This is a genomic window from Acinetobacter sp. NIPH 542 (assembly GCF_000369825.1).
GTDB lineage: Bacteria > Pseudomonadota > Gammaproteobacteria > Pseudomonadales > Moraxellaceae > Acinetobacter > Acinetobacter oleivorans.
Window position 1 is genome coordinate 537,608 of the sequence record NZ_KB850206.1, and the last position, 15,991, is coordinate 553,598.

11 protein-coding genes and 1 pseudogene are annotated in these 15,991 nt (G+C 40.1%); 3 read left to right on the plus strand and 9 right to left on the minus strand.

What is annotated here, in order from left to right; all coding sequences use genetic code 11:
• Position 1: 1 nt before the first annotated feature.
• Positions 2-1,195: an alkane 1-monooxygenase gene (locus tag F886_RS08045; protein WP_005303597.1), complete on the plus strand. Its 1,194-nt coding sequence runs from the start codon at positions 2-4 to the stop codon at positions 1,193-1,195.
• 51 nt (positions 1,196-1,246) lie between these two features.
• Here F886_RS08045 and F886_RS08050 read toward each other — a convergent pair whose 3' ends face one another.
• Together F886_RS08050 and ahpC are read right to left on the minus strand one after the other, a co-directional pair.
• Entirely contained in the window at positions 1,247-1,456 is a 210-nt protein-coding gene (locus F886_RS08050) for a KTSC domain-containing protein (RefSeq protein ID WP_005303600.1), read from the minus strand.
• Positions 1,457-1,708: 252 nt separating this feature from the next.
• Positions 1,709-2,272: an alkyl hydroperoxide reductase subunit C gene (gene ahpC, locus F886_RS08055; RefSeq protein WP_003652649.1), complete on the minus strand. Its 564-nt coding sequence runs from the start codon at positions 2,270-2,272 to the stop codon at positions 1,709-1,711.
• 352 nt (positions 2,273-2,624) lie between these two features.
• On the opposite strand from ahpC, the gene hrpA reads away from it, so the two are divergent.
• Positions 2,625-6,482: an ATP-dependent RNA helicase HrpA gene (hrpA, locus tag F886_RS08060; RefSeq protein ID WP_005303603.1), complete on the plus strand. Its 3,858-nt coding sequence runs from the start codon at positions 2,625-2,627 to the stop codon at positions 6,480-6,482.
• Positions 6,483-6,576: 94 nt separating this feature from the next.
• Positions 6,577-7,683, plus strand: coding sequence for a beta-ketoacyl-ACP synthase III (locus F886_RS08065; RefSeq protein WP_005303606.1), 1,107 nt, complete (start codon positions 6,577-6,579; stop codon positions 7,681-7,683).
• A 103-nt stretch (positions 7,684-7,786) separates the two neighbouring features.
• Here the strand turns inward: F886_RS08065 and F886_RS08070 are convergent, their stop codons facing one another.
• From F886_RS08070 to benA, 7 genes and pseudogenes are all read right to left on the minus strand, one after another.
• A complete protein-coding gene (locus tag F886_RS08070) occupies positions 7,787-9,043 on the minus strand; it encodes an OprD family outer membrane porin (RefSeq protein ID WP_005303609.1) in 1,257 nt (418 codons plus the stop codon).
• Between the two features lie 44 nt (positions 9,044-9,087).
• Positions 9,088-10,446: an aromatic acid/H+ symport family MFS transporter gene (locus F886_RS08075; RefSeq protein WP_005303612.1), complete on the minus strand. Its 1,359-nt coding sequence runs from the start codon at positions 10,444-10,446 to the stop codon at positions 9,088-9,090.
• A 478-nt stretch (positions 10,447-10,924) separates the two neighbouring features.
• Positions 10,925-12,118, minus strand: a complete 1,194-nt coding sequence (gene benE / locus F886_RS08080) for a benzoate/H(+) symporter BenE (protein WP_005048080.1) — start codon at positions 12,116-12,118, stop codon at positions 10,925-10,927.
• Positions 12,119-12,175: 57 nt separating this feature from the next.
• Complete coding sequence (locus tag F886_RS08085) at positions 12,176-12,961, minus strand: 1,6-dihydroxycyclohexa-2,4-diene-1-carboxylate dehydrogenase (RefSeq protein ID WP_005303616.1); 786 nt, start codon at positions 12,959-12,961, stop codon at positions 12,176-12,178.
• Positions 12,962-12,982: 21 nt separating this feature from the next.
• Positions 12,983-13,999: a benzoate 1,2-dioxygenase electron transfer component BenC gene (gene benC, locus F886_RS08090; protein ID WP_005303617.1), complete on the minus strand. Its 1,017-nt coding sequence runs from the start codon at positions 13,997-13,999 to the stop codon at positions 12,983-12,985.
• A 52-nt stretch (positions 14,000-14,051) separates the two neighbouring features.
• Positions 14,052-14,571, minus strand: a pseudogene (gene benB / locus F886_RS08095) (benzoate 1,2-dioxygenase small subunit).
• A complete protein-coding gene (gene benA / locus F886_RS08100) occupies positions 14,568-15,950 on the minus strand; it encodes a benzoate 1,2-dioxygenase large subunit (protein ID WP_004793610.1) in 1,383 nt (460 codons plus the stop codon). The pseudogene benB and the gene benA overlap by 4 nt, the downstream one beginning before the upstream one ends.
• Positions 15,951-15,991 lie beyond the last annotated feature (41 nt).

Below are 15,991 nucleotides of genomic sequence, written 5' to 3' on the forward strand. Positions count from 1 at the left end.
AATGAATATGCATACTCAACTGGATGTCGAGCAAGCGACAACAACATTTAAGGATAAGAAACGTCATTTATGGCTACTGGGTTTGGCTGTACCGACCATTGCAATGGGTGGGCTAGCAGGCTATCAATTTGGTCCTAAAAAAACTAAAAAATTCTTCGCTTCATTTGGGCCATTATTTATTCATGGTGTTATTCCTGCATTAGATAAACTGATTGGAGAAGACAAGGAAAATCCACCATTAGATGCAATCGCGGATTTAGAAGCGGATCCGTATTACGCTCGTATTGTTAAACTTTTTATTCCTTTGCAATATGCGACCAATATTTATGGAGCATATTTAGCCAGTCGTAAAAATACACCTCTTGCTGATCAGGTTTTACTTGGAACTTTGGTGGGAATGGTTAATGGGATTGCCATTAATACGGCACATGAACTTAGCCACAAGAATGGGCAGCTTGAACATTATTTATCTCATTTAGCGTTAGCACCATCGGGTTATAACCATTTCCGAATTGAACACCCTTATGGACACCACCGTCGAGTAGCGACACCTGAAGACCCAGCATCTTCACAATTTGGCGAAACCTTTTGGAAGTTCTTACCACGTACCGTAATTGGCAGCTTTAAATCGGCGATTGAAATTGAAAAAAATCGTTTAGAACGTAAGAAATTGCCTTTCTTCTGTAAGGAAAATGAGCTGATTCATGGCTGGGCAATGTCGGCTGTGTACCATGCAGCCATGTTTGCGAAATTTGGTGCGCGTTCGATTCCATTTCAAGTTACTCAAGCTGCGTATGCAATAACTTTGTTTGAATCGGTGAATTACATTGAACATTATGGTTTAAAGCGTGCAAAGAAAGAAAATGGCCAATATGAACGTACTTTGCCAGAGCACAGCTGGAACAATAATAATGTGGTGACTAATTTGTTCTTGTATCAATTACAACGCCATTCAGATCATCATGCCAATCCAACTCGCAGCTTTCAGACCTTACGTCACTTTGAAGATGCGCCTCAATTACCAGCAGGTTATGGTGCAATGATTTTGCCTGCATTTATTCCATCTTGGTGGTCAAGAATTATGGATGATCGCGTTGTCGAGCACTATAAGGGTGACCTTAGTAAAATCAATATGCATGTTGATGTGAAGGAAAAAATGCTAGAGAAATATATTGGTCAAAATGACGCGGCTTAATAGCCAAAAGATATAAAAACAGATCAGCCCCATTGGGCTGATTTTTTATGATTAAGCAGAAATACGGAGCCTTTTAAAATGCAGATCAAACTCAAGATATTTGTGAACAAATGCAGTTTTATCATTGGTACGTAACAAATTATTGTAGATAAACTCTGGAACGGGATGATAAAGCTCACCTGAGCCATTGCTATAGAAAATTTTTAAATAGCGTGAAGAAACATCGTATTTCCAAGAGGTTACAACAACAGATTTTTCCATATAACTACTCCTACTTTTGTTTGATCTTTTAATACATATATAAAGCTCTTTTGTTTCATAATTCGACAGTACTCTAAGTTAAGCAGGCTGACAATTCATAAATGAAGATTGCTATAAATTTATAAGTATAAGAATTGTAAAAAATTAGCTATAAAATTTGAGTAGAGAATAGGGCTTAGATTTATAAAAATAACCAATAAAAAACCACCCTAAAAAGGGTGGTTTTCAGACGTATTGGTCTAATCTAAAAAATTAGATTTTACCAACTAGGTCGATAGATGGAGCAAGAGTAGCTTCGCCTTCTTTCCATTTAGCTGGGCAAACTTCACCTGGGTGAGCGTGAACGTATTGAGCAGCTTTTACTTTACGAAGAAGTTCAGACGCGTCACGGCCGATACCGCCAGCGTTAAGTTCAACGATTTGGATTTTACCTTCTGGATCGATAACGAAAGTACCGCGGTCAGCTAAGCCTTCAGATTCGATAAGAACGTCGAAGTTTTTAGAAAGAGTCCAAGTTGGGTCGCCAACTAATGGATATTGAATTTTTTTGATTTCTTCAGAAGTGTCGTGCCAAGCTTTGTGTGTGAAGTGTGTATCAGTAGATACGGCATAAATTTCAACACCAAGTTTTTGGAATTCAGCGTAGTTGTCTGCTAAGTCACCAAGTTCAGTTGGACAAACGAAAGTGAAGTCAGCTGGATAGAAGAATACAACAGACCACTTACCTTTAAGGTTAGTTTCGTTAACTTCAACAAATTGGCCGTTGTGGTAAGCAGTTGCTTGGAATGGTTTAACTTCAGTATTAATCAAGCTCATCATTGTCTCCATGATTGAGGTTTATATTTAAACTTGTTTACGAGATGTAGAATAAATAAAAATTCTTTATTGGGGAAATAGTATTTTTACATGACTAAAATCGGAAAATTGAATAAGTGATAAATTTGCGATTTTTAAGTCCCCAAATACTGTACTCGATTTGACTGCAAAAACATGTAAATCAAATGACAGTTATAGTAAAAGAAACTTGCCTAACAACATGAAGTCTCATTAGTGAGAATTCAAGGGTAAAATGTAAAAAAATTAAAAATATATCAAAAACCAATTGTTTTACCTTATGCACATTAAAGCGTAAAATAGCGGATTGTTGTATTTTCAGGAAAGTTTGTTTGTGCAGAATGGTTTAAATATAGATCAGTGGGTGATGGCAAGAGATCGTCACCGTTTAAATCGTTTACGTAAAGATAAAAAAGCCAATACAGCAGAGATTGAAAAATTATTTGAACAATCTAATGCCAAAGTAAGACAGCGCTTTGCACGTTTACCTGAAATTAAACTAAATCAGGAACTACCGGTTTCTCAATATGCTGACCGTCTAATTGATGCAATTCAAAAGCATCAGGTCATTATTGTGGCAGGTGAAACAGGTTCCGGTAAAACCACTCAGCTTCCCCAAATTGCAATGTTAGCAGGTCGTGGCTTAACAGGTATGATTGGTCATACACAGCCACGCCGTTTAGCAGCACGTAGTGTGTCGCAGCGTATTGCAGAAGAAGTCGGCGAAAAACTTGGTGAGTCGATTGGTTTTAAAATCCGATTTAATGAACAAGGTTCGCAAGATTCGATTGTTCGGTTAATGACCGATGGTATTTTACTTGCCGAGTTAGGCAATGACCGTTTCTTATCTAAATATGACACGATCATTATTGATGAGGCGCATGAACGCTCACTCAATATCGACTTTATTATGGGCTATTTAAAGCAGTTACTGCCAAAACGCCCAGACCTTAAAGTTATCGTGACTTCTGCAACTTTAGATGTAAATCGTTTTAGTAATTACTTTAATGACGCACCAATTTTTGAAGTTGAAGGGCGTAGTTATCCAGTTGAAGTGCTTTATCGTCCAATTTCAGAGATGAATATTGGCGGAAGTGACGACGATGAGTTTGATGATTTTGAAGAAAATCTACCACGTGCAGTGGTACAAGCGGTTGAAGAATGTTTTGCCGATGCCGAAGCAAAAGGTCATCCTGAACATGCCGATATTCTGATTTTCTCAAGCACAGAGCAAGAAATTCGTGAATTACAGGAAACCTTGCAAAAGTACGGGCCAAGACATACCGAAATTTTACCGTTGTACGCGCGCTTAGCTGTTTCTGAACAACAAAAGATTTTCAGTCCAGGTGGTAAAGGCCGTCGTATTATTATTGCGACCAACGTAGCCGAAACAGCGCTTACTGTTCCCAATATTCGTTATGTGATTGATAGCGGTTTTGCCCGTATTTCTCGTTATAACTATCGATCACGGGTTCAACGCTTACCGATTGAAGCCATTTCCCAAGCCGCTGCCAATCAGCGTAAAGGGCGTTGCGGTCGTATTGCTGCTGGTGTCTGTATTCGTTTATACAGCGAAGAAGATTTTTTAAGCCGTCCAGAATTTACCGAACCGGAAATTAAACGAACTAACTTAGCTTCCGTTATTTTGCAAATGCAAAGTTTGGGCTTAGGTGAGTTAGAAAACTTCGATTTTATTGAACCGCCAGATTTCCGTCTTGTGAATGATGGTCGAAAGCTCTTGATTGAGTTAGGGGCAATGAATGAGAAGAAAAATGAGCTAACCAAAGTCGGGCAAATGATGGCACGTATGCCGATTGACCCACGTTTAGCACGTATGATTATTGGTGGTGCACATTTTGGTGTACTCAAAGAAATCTTGATTGTGGTGAGTGCTTTAGCGGTTCAAGATCCTCGTGAACGCCCAGCAGACAAACAAATGCAGGCGGACCAAAAGCATGCATTGTTCAAAGAAGCAGATTCAGATTTTCTGTTTTATTTGAAACTTTGGGATACTTTAAATCCTAAAGGTGAAGCAAGTATGTCTGAAAATAAACGACGTCAGTTTGCTAAGGAGAATTTTTTAAGTTGGTTGCGTTTACGTGAGTGGAAACAAACGCATCAGCAATTAGTTGAATTAGCAGAAGGTTTAAAACTCAGCTTTAATGAAAAAGATGCAAATTATGAAAATTTGCATCGTGCGTTGCTGACTGGGTTACTTTCTTTCATTGCCAATAAAACAGATGAACGCAACACCTTTATGGCAGTGCGTCAGCAAAAGGCAAAAGTTTTTCCAGCAAGTACTTTGCACAAAACCAATACCTCTTGGGTGATGGCTTTTGAGATGGTCGAAACATCGCAGGTATATTTACGTACTTTAGCCAAAATTGATCCTGAATGGATTTTGCTCGCTGCACGTGACTTGTTGAAATATCACTATTTTGAACCGCATTGGTCTAAGAAAGCGGGGATCGTAAATGCGTATGCGCAAATTTCCTTATTTGGTTTAATTATTGAACCAAAACGTTTAATTAATTTTGAGAAAGTTGACCAGCCTGCTGCACATGAAATTTTCTTACGTGATGCATTAACTACAGGTAATTTGGGTACAGTTCCACCATTTTTAAAACACAACTTACTTAAACTTGAAGAAGTGGAGCGAGTTGAAGATAAGTTGCGTCGCCGTGATTTGGTGGTTGATGAAGAAACAATTTATCAGTTCTATGCCTCTAAAATTCCCGAAGAAATTGCAAGCCGTCGTAGTTTTGAAGACTGGCGAGCGACGGTAGAAGCAAATAATCCGCGTTATTTATTTGTTGAGGATGATGCGCTTTGGCTCAATGATCGACCAACTACGCAGCAATTTCCAGATCATCTGCATAATGGGCAGCTACGTTTAGCCACAACATATCATTTTGACCCAAGCCATGACGAAGATGGTGCAACTGTTCAGATTCCTGTTCAGGCACTACCTCAGGTTGATGAAAATATTTGGTCATGGGGAATTCCGGGCTGGCGCCAAGACTTAATTGAGGCTTTACTCAAAGCGTTACCTAAAGACAAGCGTCGTAATGTGGTGCCTATTCCTGATACAGCTCGTAAGCTCATGCAGGGTATTGATGCAGTACATTTACGCGAACATATTTTTAGTTATTTAGCTTTTGCCTTACGTGGCGAGCAAATTACAGACAAAGATTTCTCGTTTGAGCGAATTGATCCATATTTGGTGCCGTTCATTAAAGTCATTGATGAAAAAGGTAAATTAATTGCCAAAGGCCGTGATCTGCCAGAGCTAAAAGCACGTTGTCGTGTGGAAACGCATCGTCCTGTTAAACAGCAAAAAGGTGAGTTTAAAAACTTCCCTGACAACTTTACTTTTGAGGCTTCACACAAGGTCACAGGTGTTGTTGTGAAACAATATCAGGCTTTAGTGCCGACCAAAGCTTTTGCTGAAACTGATGCTAAAGATGACTCTGGTATTGTCATCCAGACTTTTAATGATCAGGCTGAAGCCATTAAACACCATCGCGAAGGCATTATCCGTCTGGTACACATGCAACTTGGTGACTTGGTTCGTCAGTTGAAAAAGCAGATTTCAAAACCGCTTGCTTTAGCTTACTCACCTTTGGGCGATAAAGCTAAACTTGAGCAGATGTTGGTCTATGCAACTTTGCAAATGGCAATTACAACTCTGCCAATTAATGCAGATGAATTTAATAAACTGCTCGAACAGGTCAAAAAGCAATTTTTGAGTTATGGTCAGCAGGCTCTTGAGCAATTGAGCGAGATTTATATTCAATGGCAGCAAATTCGCCGTCAGCTTTTGGTGCTTGATCCAGAGATATTTGGGCGAAGTATTGATGATATTGAAGATCAGTTAGATTTAATGTCACTTGGCAATTTTGTTTATTGCCAGCCTGTCGATCTTTGGCAGGAATACCCGCGTTATTTGAAAGCGCTGCTATTGCGTTTAGACCGATTGCCCAATAATCTACAGCGAGATCATGCAGCAATTGACGATGTCGATCCATGGATGGACAAGGTGTTTAAATTAAAAAATGATCCTAAAATCAAAGAATTGTATTTGATGTTGGAAGAATTTCGCATTTCTTTATTTTCTCAACCGATGAAAACCAAGATGCCTATTTCACCAACTCGACTGCAAAAGTTATGGGATCGTTTGGGAATCAGTTAAAATAGATATGGGTCTGTTTATGTTGTTTTTAGCGAACAACGCAATTTATAAATGAAAGATTAACAGACCCTTTTCATTTTTTTAGGAGTTTTACATGGGCATTCGTATTACAGGTACTGGGCTATTTCATCCAACAGAAACCATTTCTAATGAAGAACTGGCCGTCAGTTTAAATGCTTATGTGGAACAATATAACCAAGACAATGCAGAGAAAATTGCATCTGGTGAACTTGAAGAGTTACGTGGTTCAAGTGCTGAATTTATTGAAAAAGCTTCTGGTATTAAAAGCCGTTACGTAATCGAAAAATCAGGAATTCTCGATCCGACTCGTTTACGCCCTCGTTTGTCTGAGCGTTCAAATGATGAGCTGTCTCTTCAGGCCGAATGGGGTGTTATTGCGGCTAAACAAGCAATGGAAAATGCAGGGGTTACTGCTGAAGATATTGATGTCGTAATTTTGGCATGTTCAAACATGCAGCGTGCTTATCCGGCTGTAGCAATTGAAATCCAGTCGGCGCTAGGTATTCAAGGTTATGCATATGACATGAATGTTGCATGTTCAGCTGCTACTTTTGGTTTGAAACAAGCGGCAGATGCAATTCGTTCAGGCGCTCGCCGTGTTTTATTGGTGAATGTTGAGATTACCTCTGGTCACCTAGACTACCGTAATCGTGATTGTCACTTCATTTTTGGTGATGTTGCAACAGCTTCTATTATTGAAGAGACTACGACTAAAACTGGTTTTGAAATTTTAGATATTCATCTATTTACTCAATTTTCAAATAACATTCGTAATAACTTCGGCTTCTTAAACCGTAGCGAAGATGCTGTAGTTGACGACAAATTATTCCGTCAAGATGGCCGCAAAGTATTTAAAGATGTTTGTCCACTCGTAGCAAAAATCATTAATGCGCAGTTAGAAAAAATGCAGTTAACTGCAAACGATATTAAACGTTTCTGGTTACACCAAGCCAATGCCAACATGAATGAATTAATCTTGAAATATGTTGCTGGTAAAGAGGCAGATTTAAGCCGTGCACCAATTATTTTAGATGAATTTGCCAATACCTCTTCAGCAGGTGTGATTATTGCTTTACACCGTACAGGCCACGAAGTGAATAATGGTGAATATGGTGTGATTTCATCTTTTGGTGCTGGTTATTCAGTAGGTTCGATTGTTGTACAAAAGCACGTTGCTTAAGTTACAAGATTAATTAAAAACGCTCGTAAGGGCGTTTTTTTATGAGTGAAATAATATAAAAAAGCGAGCCAAAATTGGCTCGCTTAGATTGAATCAAAAGTTATTAAAACTTTTTGGTGTAGTTTACAAACAAGCGGTCTTCACCAAAATCATTGCCATGTTTAACGTTGTAATCAATGCGAATATATTGCAGGGCAACTCCCTTTAAGTACGGCTGTTGAAACGCATAGTTTAAAATCACGTTCGACTCAGTTTCGTGGTTTTTCTCACCATTGGCTGCTTTAAAGTCATGGCCATACACATATTTCACCATTGCGTTTAAACCAGGTACATAGTTTTTAAAGTCATAGCCATACATGACATGGTAAGACTTTTCATCTTCTTTAAAGAAACCAGTAGCATTCCAGTTAATGAAATAGGTTTCCGGTAAGAAACCATCCGGTAATGGATAAGCTGACTCACCCATAATTTGTTGGTAGCCTAAACCAAAGGTATGATTTTTCACTTTAAGCGTTTCTAGTACTCCAATGTTTTGTGCATCAATGTCAAAAGTGTTGCCATCATCTTTTGCATTGAAGTATTTAAACTTAGAAGTAAGAGCGAAATTAGGTTGTTTCCAATTATGCTCAACCCCAACATAGTGTTTGTTATAGAGGTCTTCTAAATTACCAAAGTAGTACTCACCCTTTAAAGCAGGCGTAAATTGGTAGCGTAGGTCAATATAATTTAAGCCATCAGATTCTTTGGTAATTCCATTTGCCGTGAATGAAAACTTTTTAAAGTCTTCTTCATTTCGTGGGGATACTTTTTCAACCCGACCAATTTCAGCATAAAGCTGATCTGAAAGTTGCGACTTTAAATTGGTTCCCCAATAAGAAGCGAGCAATTGTCGGCTGGCATCGACAGCGGTTACAGGCAGGTCTAGCCAAAGCTCACCCACACTCAAAAGCGTTTTGTCATAACCTAATTTTAATGTCGCCCCGTATTTTAAAAAGTCTGATGCTTGTGACTGAGTTTCCTTGTTAAAAGGCAAAACTGTGTCTGCAACATGCTTGTCTGAACTCAAGCGCACGGCGTATTGAACAGAAGCATCGGCACCAATCGTGATGGGCTTATCTGCAATTTGCAGTGGGGTGTCATGCATTTTCGATTTATAAAATAAAGATGCTGCCTGAGACCAGCTGCCTGTATCTTTCAGTGCATCATTATCAAAATTACGGTTGATATAGGCATTTTTTAAAGTGAATTTCCATTCATCTTCGGACTGCTGATTTGGATTTGCAGCGAATGAATTGCCACACATCAACACTAAGGTTGCGAAAGTTAAAGCACATGGCTTAAAGCGGTGTAATAATTCCATAATCCATTTCCAAAAAGATGCGCCAGTCCTCGGCGCATTTATATTTACTGCTGGGTAAGCGTGTTTTGAGTGTTAAATGTTGATGGAGTCTGTGCAGCAACAGAGGCTTTTAGATTGACCATAAATATTGCAAGTGCAGCAATCACACCTGGAATCGCAATTGCTAAGAAATTCATTTGGTGAGGAAGCTCAAGTGTGAGTAGGGCTCCGGTTAAAACTGGTCCGATAATCGCACCGATACGGCCAATTCCAGATGCCCAGCCCATGCCAGTTGAACGAAGTGCTGTCGGGTAGAACTGTGCAACAAACGTGTAGAGTAAGATTTGCGAGCCAATTGTGGCAGCACCAGCAATGGCAATGAGGCTATATAAAATAAATTGCGGACTATTGATGCCAAGTAAAATTAAAGCTGCTGACCCAACAATAAACATGATGGTAATAACAGGCTTTAAATGGAATCTGTCTGCTAAAGCCCCTCCACCAATTGCACCGACCATGCCACCGATGTTGAGTGCGAACAGGAACAACATGCTCGCACCTAGCGAATAGCCCGCTTGCAGCATAAGTTTAGGTAACCAGCTTCCTAAGGCGTACACCATGAGTAAGCACATAAAGAAAGCAACCCAGAACATAAATGTGCTGAAGGTACGGCCTTGTTGGAAAAGCGCACGGACAGGTGCTTCAGTTGTTGTGCTTTCGTTTAACACCAGTTGTGTATTGGCATTTACCTGAGTTTGAGGCGCAATTTTGCTGACAATACTTTTTGCCTGTTCACTCTGATTAGATTTCACTAAAAAGGTGAGAGACTCAGGCAGAAATTTCCAGATCAGTGGGAGTAATAGCAGTGGAATACCTGCAAGTAAAAACATGATTTGCCAGCCCATATCCTTAACGAGCCATGCACCGAGTAGGGCAGATGTCATGCCACCAATTGCGTAACCACTAAACATGATTGCGACCAATGTACTACGAATTTTTTTAGGCGCATATTCGGTCATGAGTGCGACCACGTTTGGCATCACGCCACCAATACCAAGGCCAGCAATAAAGCGCAAAATTGCAAATTCAGTTGGTCCTTTGGCAAAAGCACCGATAAAGGTAAATCCGCTAAATAAAGTCACACAAATCAGGATGGTTTTTTTACGCCCGAGCTTGTCCGAAAGTGTGCCGAAAATCATGGCACCAAACATCATGCCAAATAGAGCCGCGCTTGCGAGCAACCCTGCTTCTACCGCAGTTAATGACCATTGTTGCATTAATAGAGGAAGAGCAACCCCGTAAATGACTAAATCATATCCATCAAAAATAATAATAAGTAAGCACCAGATTAAAACTTTCCAATGAAAAGAAGTAAAACTGGCCTTATCAATTAGCTCATTAATATTAACCTTGCTCGTATCCATTTTCTTCACCTCCAATTTGTGAAGCATTGCGTTATTTTTTAATAAACTATTTTGTTATTGGATTAGAGTCAAAAACCTAATTGATATATCTTTATGTCTTTAAGGTATTGTGCTTAAATTAATCTAGGTATTTGAAAAATATAATTTATTTTTATTTTTTTTGTGGGTGTTTTTGTTGCGTTTAAAATAGGGTTAAATATTGTATGGTGAGAATTTCAATGTTTTTATTGCTGTTTTATTCTTGATTTTCTTGCTAAGAATCACTGATAAAAATAGAGCTAAATTTATATTATTAATTGGAATGAGAATATTAAGATAGGAGATTAAAGTCTATTATTTAATTATTTTAGAAATTGACCTTTGAAAATGAAATTTAATTGATATTAAATAAAAATCGCCAAATCAGGGTTAGCAAATTATTTGCATCCTGATTTGGCGATTGAGGCTTTATTTTGGTTGGAGTGTTTAGATAAAAAACTTAATTTGTGGCTGGAGTTGATCGTGGTGTGAGAATGAAGTGGGCGATTACACCAATGCAAATACCCCAAAAAACTGAGCTTAATCCAAGAAAATGCATGCCTGATGCTGTTGCTAAAAATGTAATGAGAGCAGCATCGCGTTGACTATCATTTCTCATAGCAACAGAAATATTTGTGGCAATCGCTCCAAGCAAGGCTAAACCTGCTAGTGCTGCAACCAACTCTTTAGGAAGTAAGCTAAATAGCATGACAATACTGCCAGCAAATAAGCCTCCTAAAATATAAAAAATTCCATTAGCGATACCCGCAATATATCGTTTTTCTTTAAGTTCATGTGCATCTTTGCCCATACATAAAGCTGCGGTAATTGAGGCAAGCACAATGGTAATACCACCTACGCAAGCAACAACTAAAGAGGCAATACTGGTAACGCTAATAATCGGTTTGGCTGGCGTGTCGTAACCGCTGAGTTTCATAATCGCCATACCCGGTAAAAATTGGCCGGTTAGACTGACTAAAATGAGAGGAACTGCGAGATTCAGTGTTGAGTTCCATGTCCACTCTGGGCTAATCCACTGCGGAATCGCTAAACTAAAACTCACATCAACAGGATTCATTTTTCCTAAAATGAGGCTGAGTAAAACTCCAGCAGCTAACACCCAAATCATGGTGTAGCGTGGCATTAAACGTTTGGCAATTAAAAAGACAATGAGCATGCTAAAGACAATAAAGGGCATGCTATCAGATGCGGTAAATAGGCCAATACCGAATTGAAAAAGAATACCAGCCATCATGCCAGCAGCGACATCTTGCGGAATCCACTTGAGTAATTTGTCGAAGTAACCAGTAATGCCAATTAAAAAAATAACAACGGCAGAAGTAATATAAGCGGCTACCGCTTCATTCAATGAGATATGTGGAAATAGCGTCACTAACAGGGCAGTACCTGGTGCAGACCATGCGGTAATGACAGGAGTTTTATATTTAATCGAAAGATAAATACCTGAAACAGCAGCACCAATTGAAATTCCCCAAATCCATGACACCATCATATCGGTTGACACATGGGCGCGCTGAGCAGCTTGAAAGAAAATAATCAGTGGGCCTGAGTAAGAAATTAAAACCGCAAGAAAGCCAGCAACTGTTGCTGATATAGACCAGTCATTTTTTAATGTCTTTAACAGGGTTGCCATGTGTGATTGCCTCCATGCAAATCATGTTATTTACCCAATCATGTAAAAAGATCAGGGTTAACCCTGATCTCCACCTCCGACCGAAATAACCGATCCGGTCATATATGATGCATCGTCTGATGCAAGAAATAAAATCGTATTTACTTGTTCTTGAATTGTGCCATAACGACCCATAAATGTTCGATCTATGGTTTGATCAACCACTTGCTGCATCCAGTCTTTTTCATTTTGACTTAACGGATTAGCGTTACGTGGCACTTTACGAGGGGGTGCTTCGGTTCCGCCAGTCGCAACGGCATTGACTCGAATTCCATCTTTGGCATGTTCAAAAGCAAGCGATGCGGTTAAAGCATTTACCCCACCTTTAGATGCAGAGTAGGGAATACGGTTAATACCACGGGTTGCAATTGACGATACATTTACAATCACACCCGATTGTTGCTTAATCATGGCGGGCAACACAGCGCGGCAGCACCATAAAGTTGGAAACAATGAGCGATTTACTTCCTTAATGATCTCTTCTTCAGAAAACTCTTCAAAAGGTTTCATCCAGATCGCGCCACCTACATTATTAATCAGGATATCTACCCGACCATAGTGTTCGATGGCTTTTGCAACTACCGCTTGCGCGCCTGCATAGGTTTCAAGGTCGGCATTAATCGTGACGGCATTGCCATTTGCACTCTGAATTTCTTTGAGAACTTCTTCAACATATTCAGAGCGGTCAGCCATGATGACTTGGCCGCCTTCAGCTGCCACTTGTAGTGCCACACCACGACCAATACCTTGGGCACTACCCGTAACAATCACGACTTTATCGGTAAATCTTTGACGGTTTGACATATATAACTTCTCCACCTTGAATTAGTTTGCAGAGAATTTTTCAAACAAGAAGTTAGCAGGTTTGATATTTTCAGTTTCTAACCAGCCACGTACCGCTTCTACCATTGGTACTGGGCCACATAGATAAACATCGACGTCGCCACCGTTTAACCATTCACTTTCAATATGACCAGTGACATAGCCTTTGCGTTCATGGTTGCTCTCAGGGCTTGCAACTACAGTTCGATATTCAAACCAAGGGAGTTTCGCTTGCAACTCATTGAGTTTTTCTAGAGCAACCAAATCAAAGTCATTGGTGACACCAAAGACTAAGCGAACTGGTTGTTCTGAACCTTTTTCTTCAAGCACTTGTAACATTGACATAAATGGAGCAATACCAGTACCGCCTGCCAGCATCAGCACTGGACGCACTACATTACGTAAATAGAAGCTACCGAATGGACCGGTAAATGTCATTTTGTCGCCAGCTTGGGCATTTTTGCTTAAGAATTCACTCATTTTTCCGTTCGGTACGTTACGGACCACAAAGCCCGTTAAGCGATTGCCCGGTTTTGAGCTAAATGAATATGAACGTGTTTCACCAGTTTCTGGAATCGCAACGTTGACGTATTGACCTGCAAGGAAATGAATATCTGGTTGACCTTCATCAAGTTGAATATCAAATGTGATCGTTGAGTCTGATAAGTTTTCAACGCGGGCTAATGTACCTTGGAAGCTATGAATTGCTGTTTTGCAGACATCTGACGATGCTTGAATTTGAAATACAGCATCTGAGGTTGGGCGACATTGGCAAGCAAGAATATAACCTTGCTCAGCTTCTTCTGGTGTTAATGCATCTTCAATATAGGTTTCTTCTGGCATGTCATAACTACCGGACTCGCAAAATGCGCGGCAAGTTCCACATGCACCATCACGGCAATCCAAAGGAATATTAATTTTTTGGCGATAGGCTGCGTCAGATAGGGTTTCGCCTTGAGCTACGTTAATGAAACGTGTAACACCATCTTCAAATTGAAGTGCGATATTGTGGTTTGACATGGCATGTATCCTACAAAATATTTGAAACTTTTACCCTCAGCCAACAGTCCGTTTAGCTGAGGGGGTATGTCTTAAAGGTGGTAGATATCAATGACTTGATTGATGTAGTCATTTTTCAAAACGACATACTTGCTCAAGATTTTTGGTTGATCACCTGAAAAATCGATCACATAACGTGACATACCGAAATAGCTGTAATTTGTCTTGTAACGGAAACTCAAGGTATTCCAGTTAAAGCGAACAGTAACTTTGTCTCCGTCGCGCTCTACGACTTCAACGTTGGCAATATTGTGGCTTGTGCGTGTGTCCGGCATGGTTGCCGATGAGCGCTCGGTTTTAATACGGAACACACGATCTTCTAAACCTTGACGGTCTGGATAATAAATAAGTGAAATTTCAGATTGCGGATCTTCAGTTAATCTATCGTCGTCGTCCCAAGCTGGCATCCAGAAAGACGCTTCGGGTGCATAGCATTCAATCCAATCTTCCCATTGTTCATCATCTAAAAAACGAGCTTCACGATAGAGAAACTGAGCAATATTTTCTAAAGTTGCTTTGTCTTGAGCACTCATGCTGTTTCTCCCTGATCAGCAATTTCTTTCTCTGATGCAATCGCATGTTTCATGGTGTGTAACCAATATTGATGTTGGGCCAGATACAGTCCTTCATCTTCAGTTTTGATACCACTTAACATTGGTTTTAAACCGATTTCATTCGCTGCATCGTCTGGTCCATAAATCCAGTGTTTTGAACCACGGCACATGTCATTCCATTCAAGGGCAATACCTGCGTAGCCTGCCTGACAAGCACGGAATTCTTCTAAATCGTCTGGTGTTGCCATGCCAGACGCATTAAAGAAATCTTCATATTGACGGATACGGCGTGCGCGAGCTTCAGGTGCTTCGCCTTTAGGTGCGATACAGTAAATGGTGACTTCGGTTCTATTGACAGAAAGTGGGCGAAGTACACGAATTTGCGAACCGAACTGATCCATCAAATAAACGTTTGGATAGAGGCAAAGATTACGTGAACGCTCAATCATCCATTTCGACATCGCTTCACCGTATTTTTCGGTGTATTCGTCTGCTTTCGGGAAGTTTGGACGGTCTTCTGGGTTTGCCCATTGTGTCCAAAGCAACATGTGGCCATTTTCAAAGCCATACGAGCCACCGCCTTGTTTACCCCAAGAACCTGCGCTCATCGCACGGATGTTATCGGCAGCTTGTGTTTCTTTACGGTGTTGAGTTGTTGCTGCGTAGTTCCAGTGAACAGCAGAAACATGGTAACCATCGGCACCATTTTCAGCGGTGAGTTTCCAGTTGCCTTCATAGGTATAGGTAGATGAACCACGTAAAACTTCTAAACCATGTTCAGACTGGTCAACAATCATGTCGATGATTTTGGTGGTTTCACCCAAGAATTCTTCAAGTGAAGGAACATCGGGATTTAAGCTACCAAATAAGAAACCTTTGTAGCTCTCAAAACGAGCCACTTTTTTAAGGTCATGTGAGCCTTCTTGGTTGAAGCAGTCTGAGTAACCAGCTTCGCTTGGATCTTTAACCTTGAGTAATTTACCTGAATTGTTAAACGTCCAGCCGTGGAAAGGGCAGGTATATGTTGCTTTGTTACCACGCTTGTGACGGCAAAGTTGTGCTCCGCGGTGTGAACACGCATTGATCATGGCATTGAGTTCGCCGTTACGGTTGCGGGCAATAATGACTGGCTGACGACCAATGTGAGTGGTGTAGTAGTCATTATTATTTGGAATTTGGCTTTCGTGCGCTAAGTAAACCCAATTACCTTCGAAGATATATTTCATTTCGAGGTCAAATAGGGCTTCGTCAGTAAACACTGAGCGATGAAGTTTAAATTCACCTGTATCGATATTATCTACAAGTAATTCATCAATACGGTCAAGATGGCTAGTATTGATTACAGGAATACGTGGCATGTCCGTTCTCCGACTTTCCAAAAGTGTGGAAGTCACCAAGG

Excerpts from the sequence above, each read along its gene's own strand:
- F886_RS08045 (WP_005303597.1), top strand. The coding sequence starts at position 2 with ATGAATATGCATACTCAACTGGATGTCGAGCAAGCGACAACAACATTT.
- F886_RS08050 (WP_005303600.1), bottom strand. The coding sequence starts at position 1,456 with ATGGAAAAATCTGTTGTTGTAACCTCTTGGAAATACGATGTTTCTTCA.
- ahpC (WP_003652649.1), bottom strand. The coding sequence starts at position 2,272 with ATGAGCTTGATTAATACTGAAGTTAAACCATTCCAAGCAACTGCTTAC.
- F886_RS08065 (WP_005303606.1), top strand. The coding sequence starts at position 6,577 with ATGGGCATTCGTATTACAGGTACTGGGCTATTTCATCCAACAGAAACC.
- F886_RS08070 (WP_005303609.1), bottom strand. The coding sequence starts at position 9,043 with ATGGAATTATTACACCGCTTTAAGCCATGTGCTTTAACTTTCGCAACC.
- F886_RS08075 (WP_005303612.1), bottom strand. The coding sequence starts at position 10,446 with ATGGATACGAGCAAGGTTAATATTAATGAGCTAATTGATAAGGCCAGT.
- benE (WP_005048080.1), bottom strand. The coding sequence starts at position 12,118 with ATGGCAACCCTGTTAAAGACATTAAAAAATGACTGGTCTATATCAGCA.
- F886_RS08085 (WP_005303616.1), bottom strand. The coding sequence starts at position 12,961 with ATGTCAAACCGTCAAAGATTTACCGATAAAGTCGTGATTGTTACGGGT.
- benC (WP_005303617.1), bottom strand. The coding sequence starts at position 13,999 with ATGTCAAACCACAATATCGCACTTCAATTTGAAGATGGTGTTACACGT.
- benA (WP_004793610.1), bottom strand. The coding sequence starts at position 15,950 with ATGCCACGTATTCCTGTAATCAATACTAGCCATCTTGACCGTATTGAT.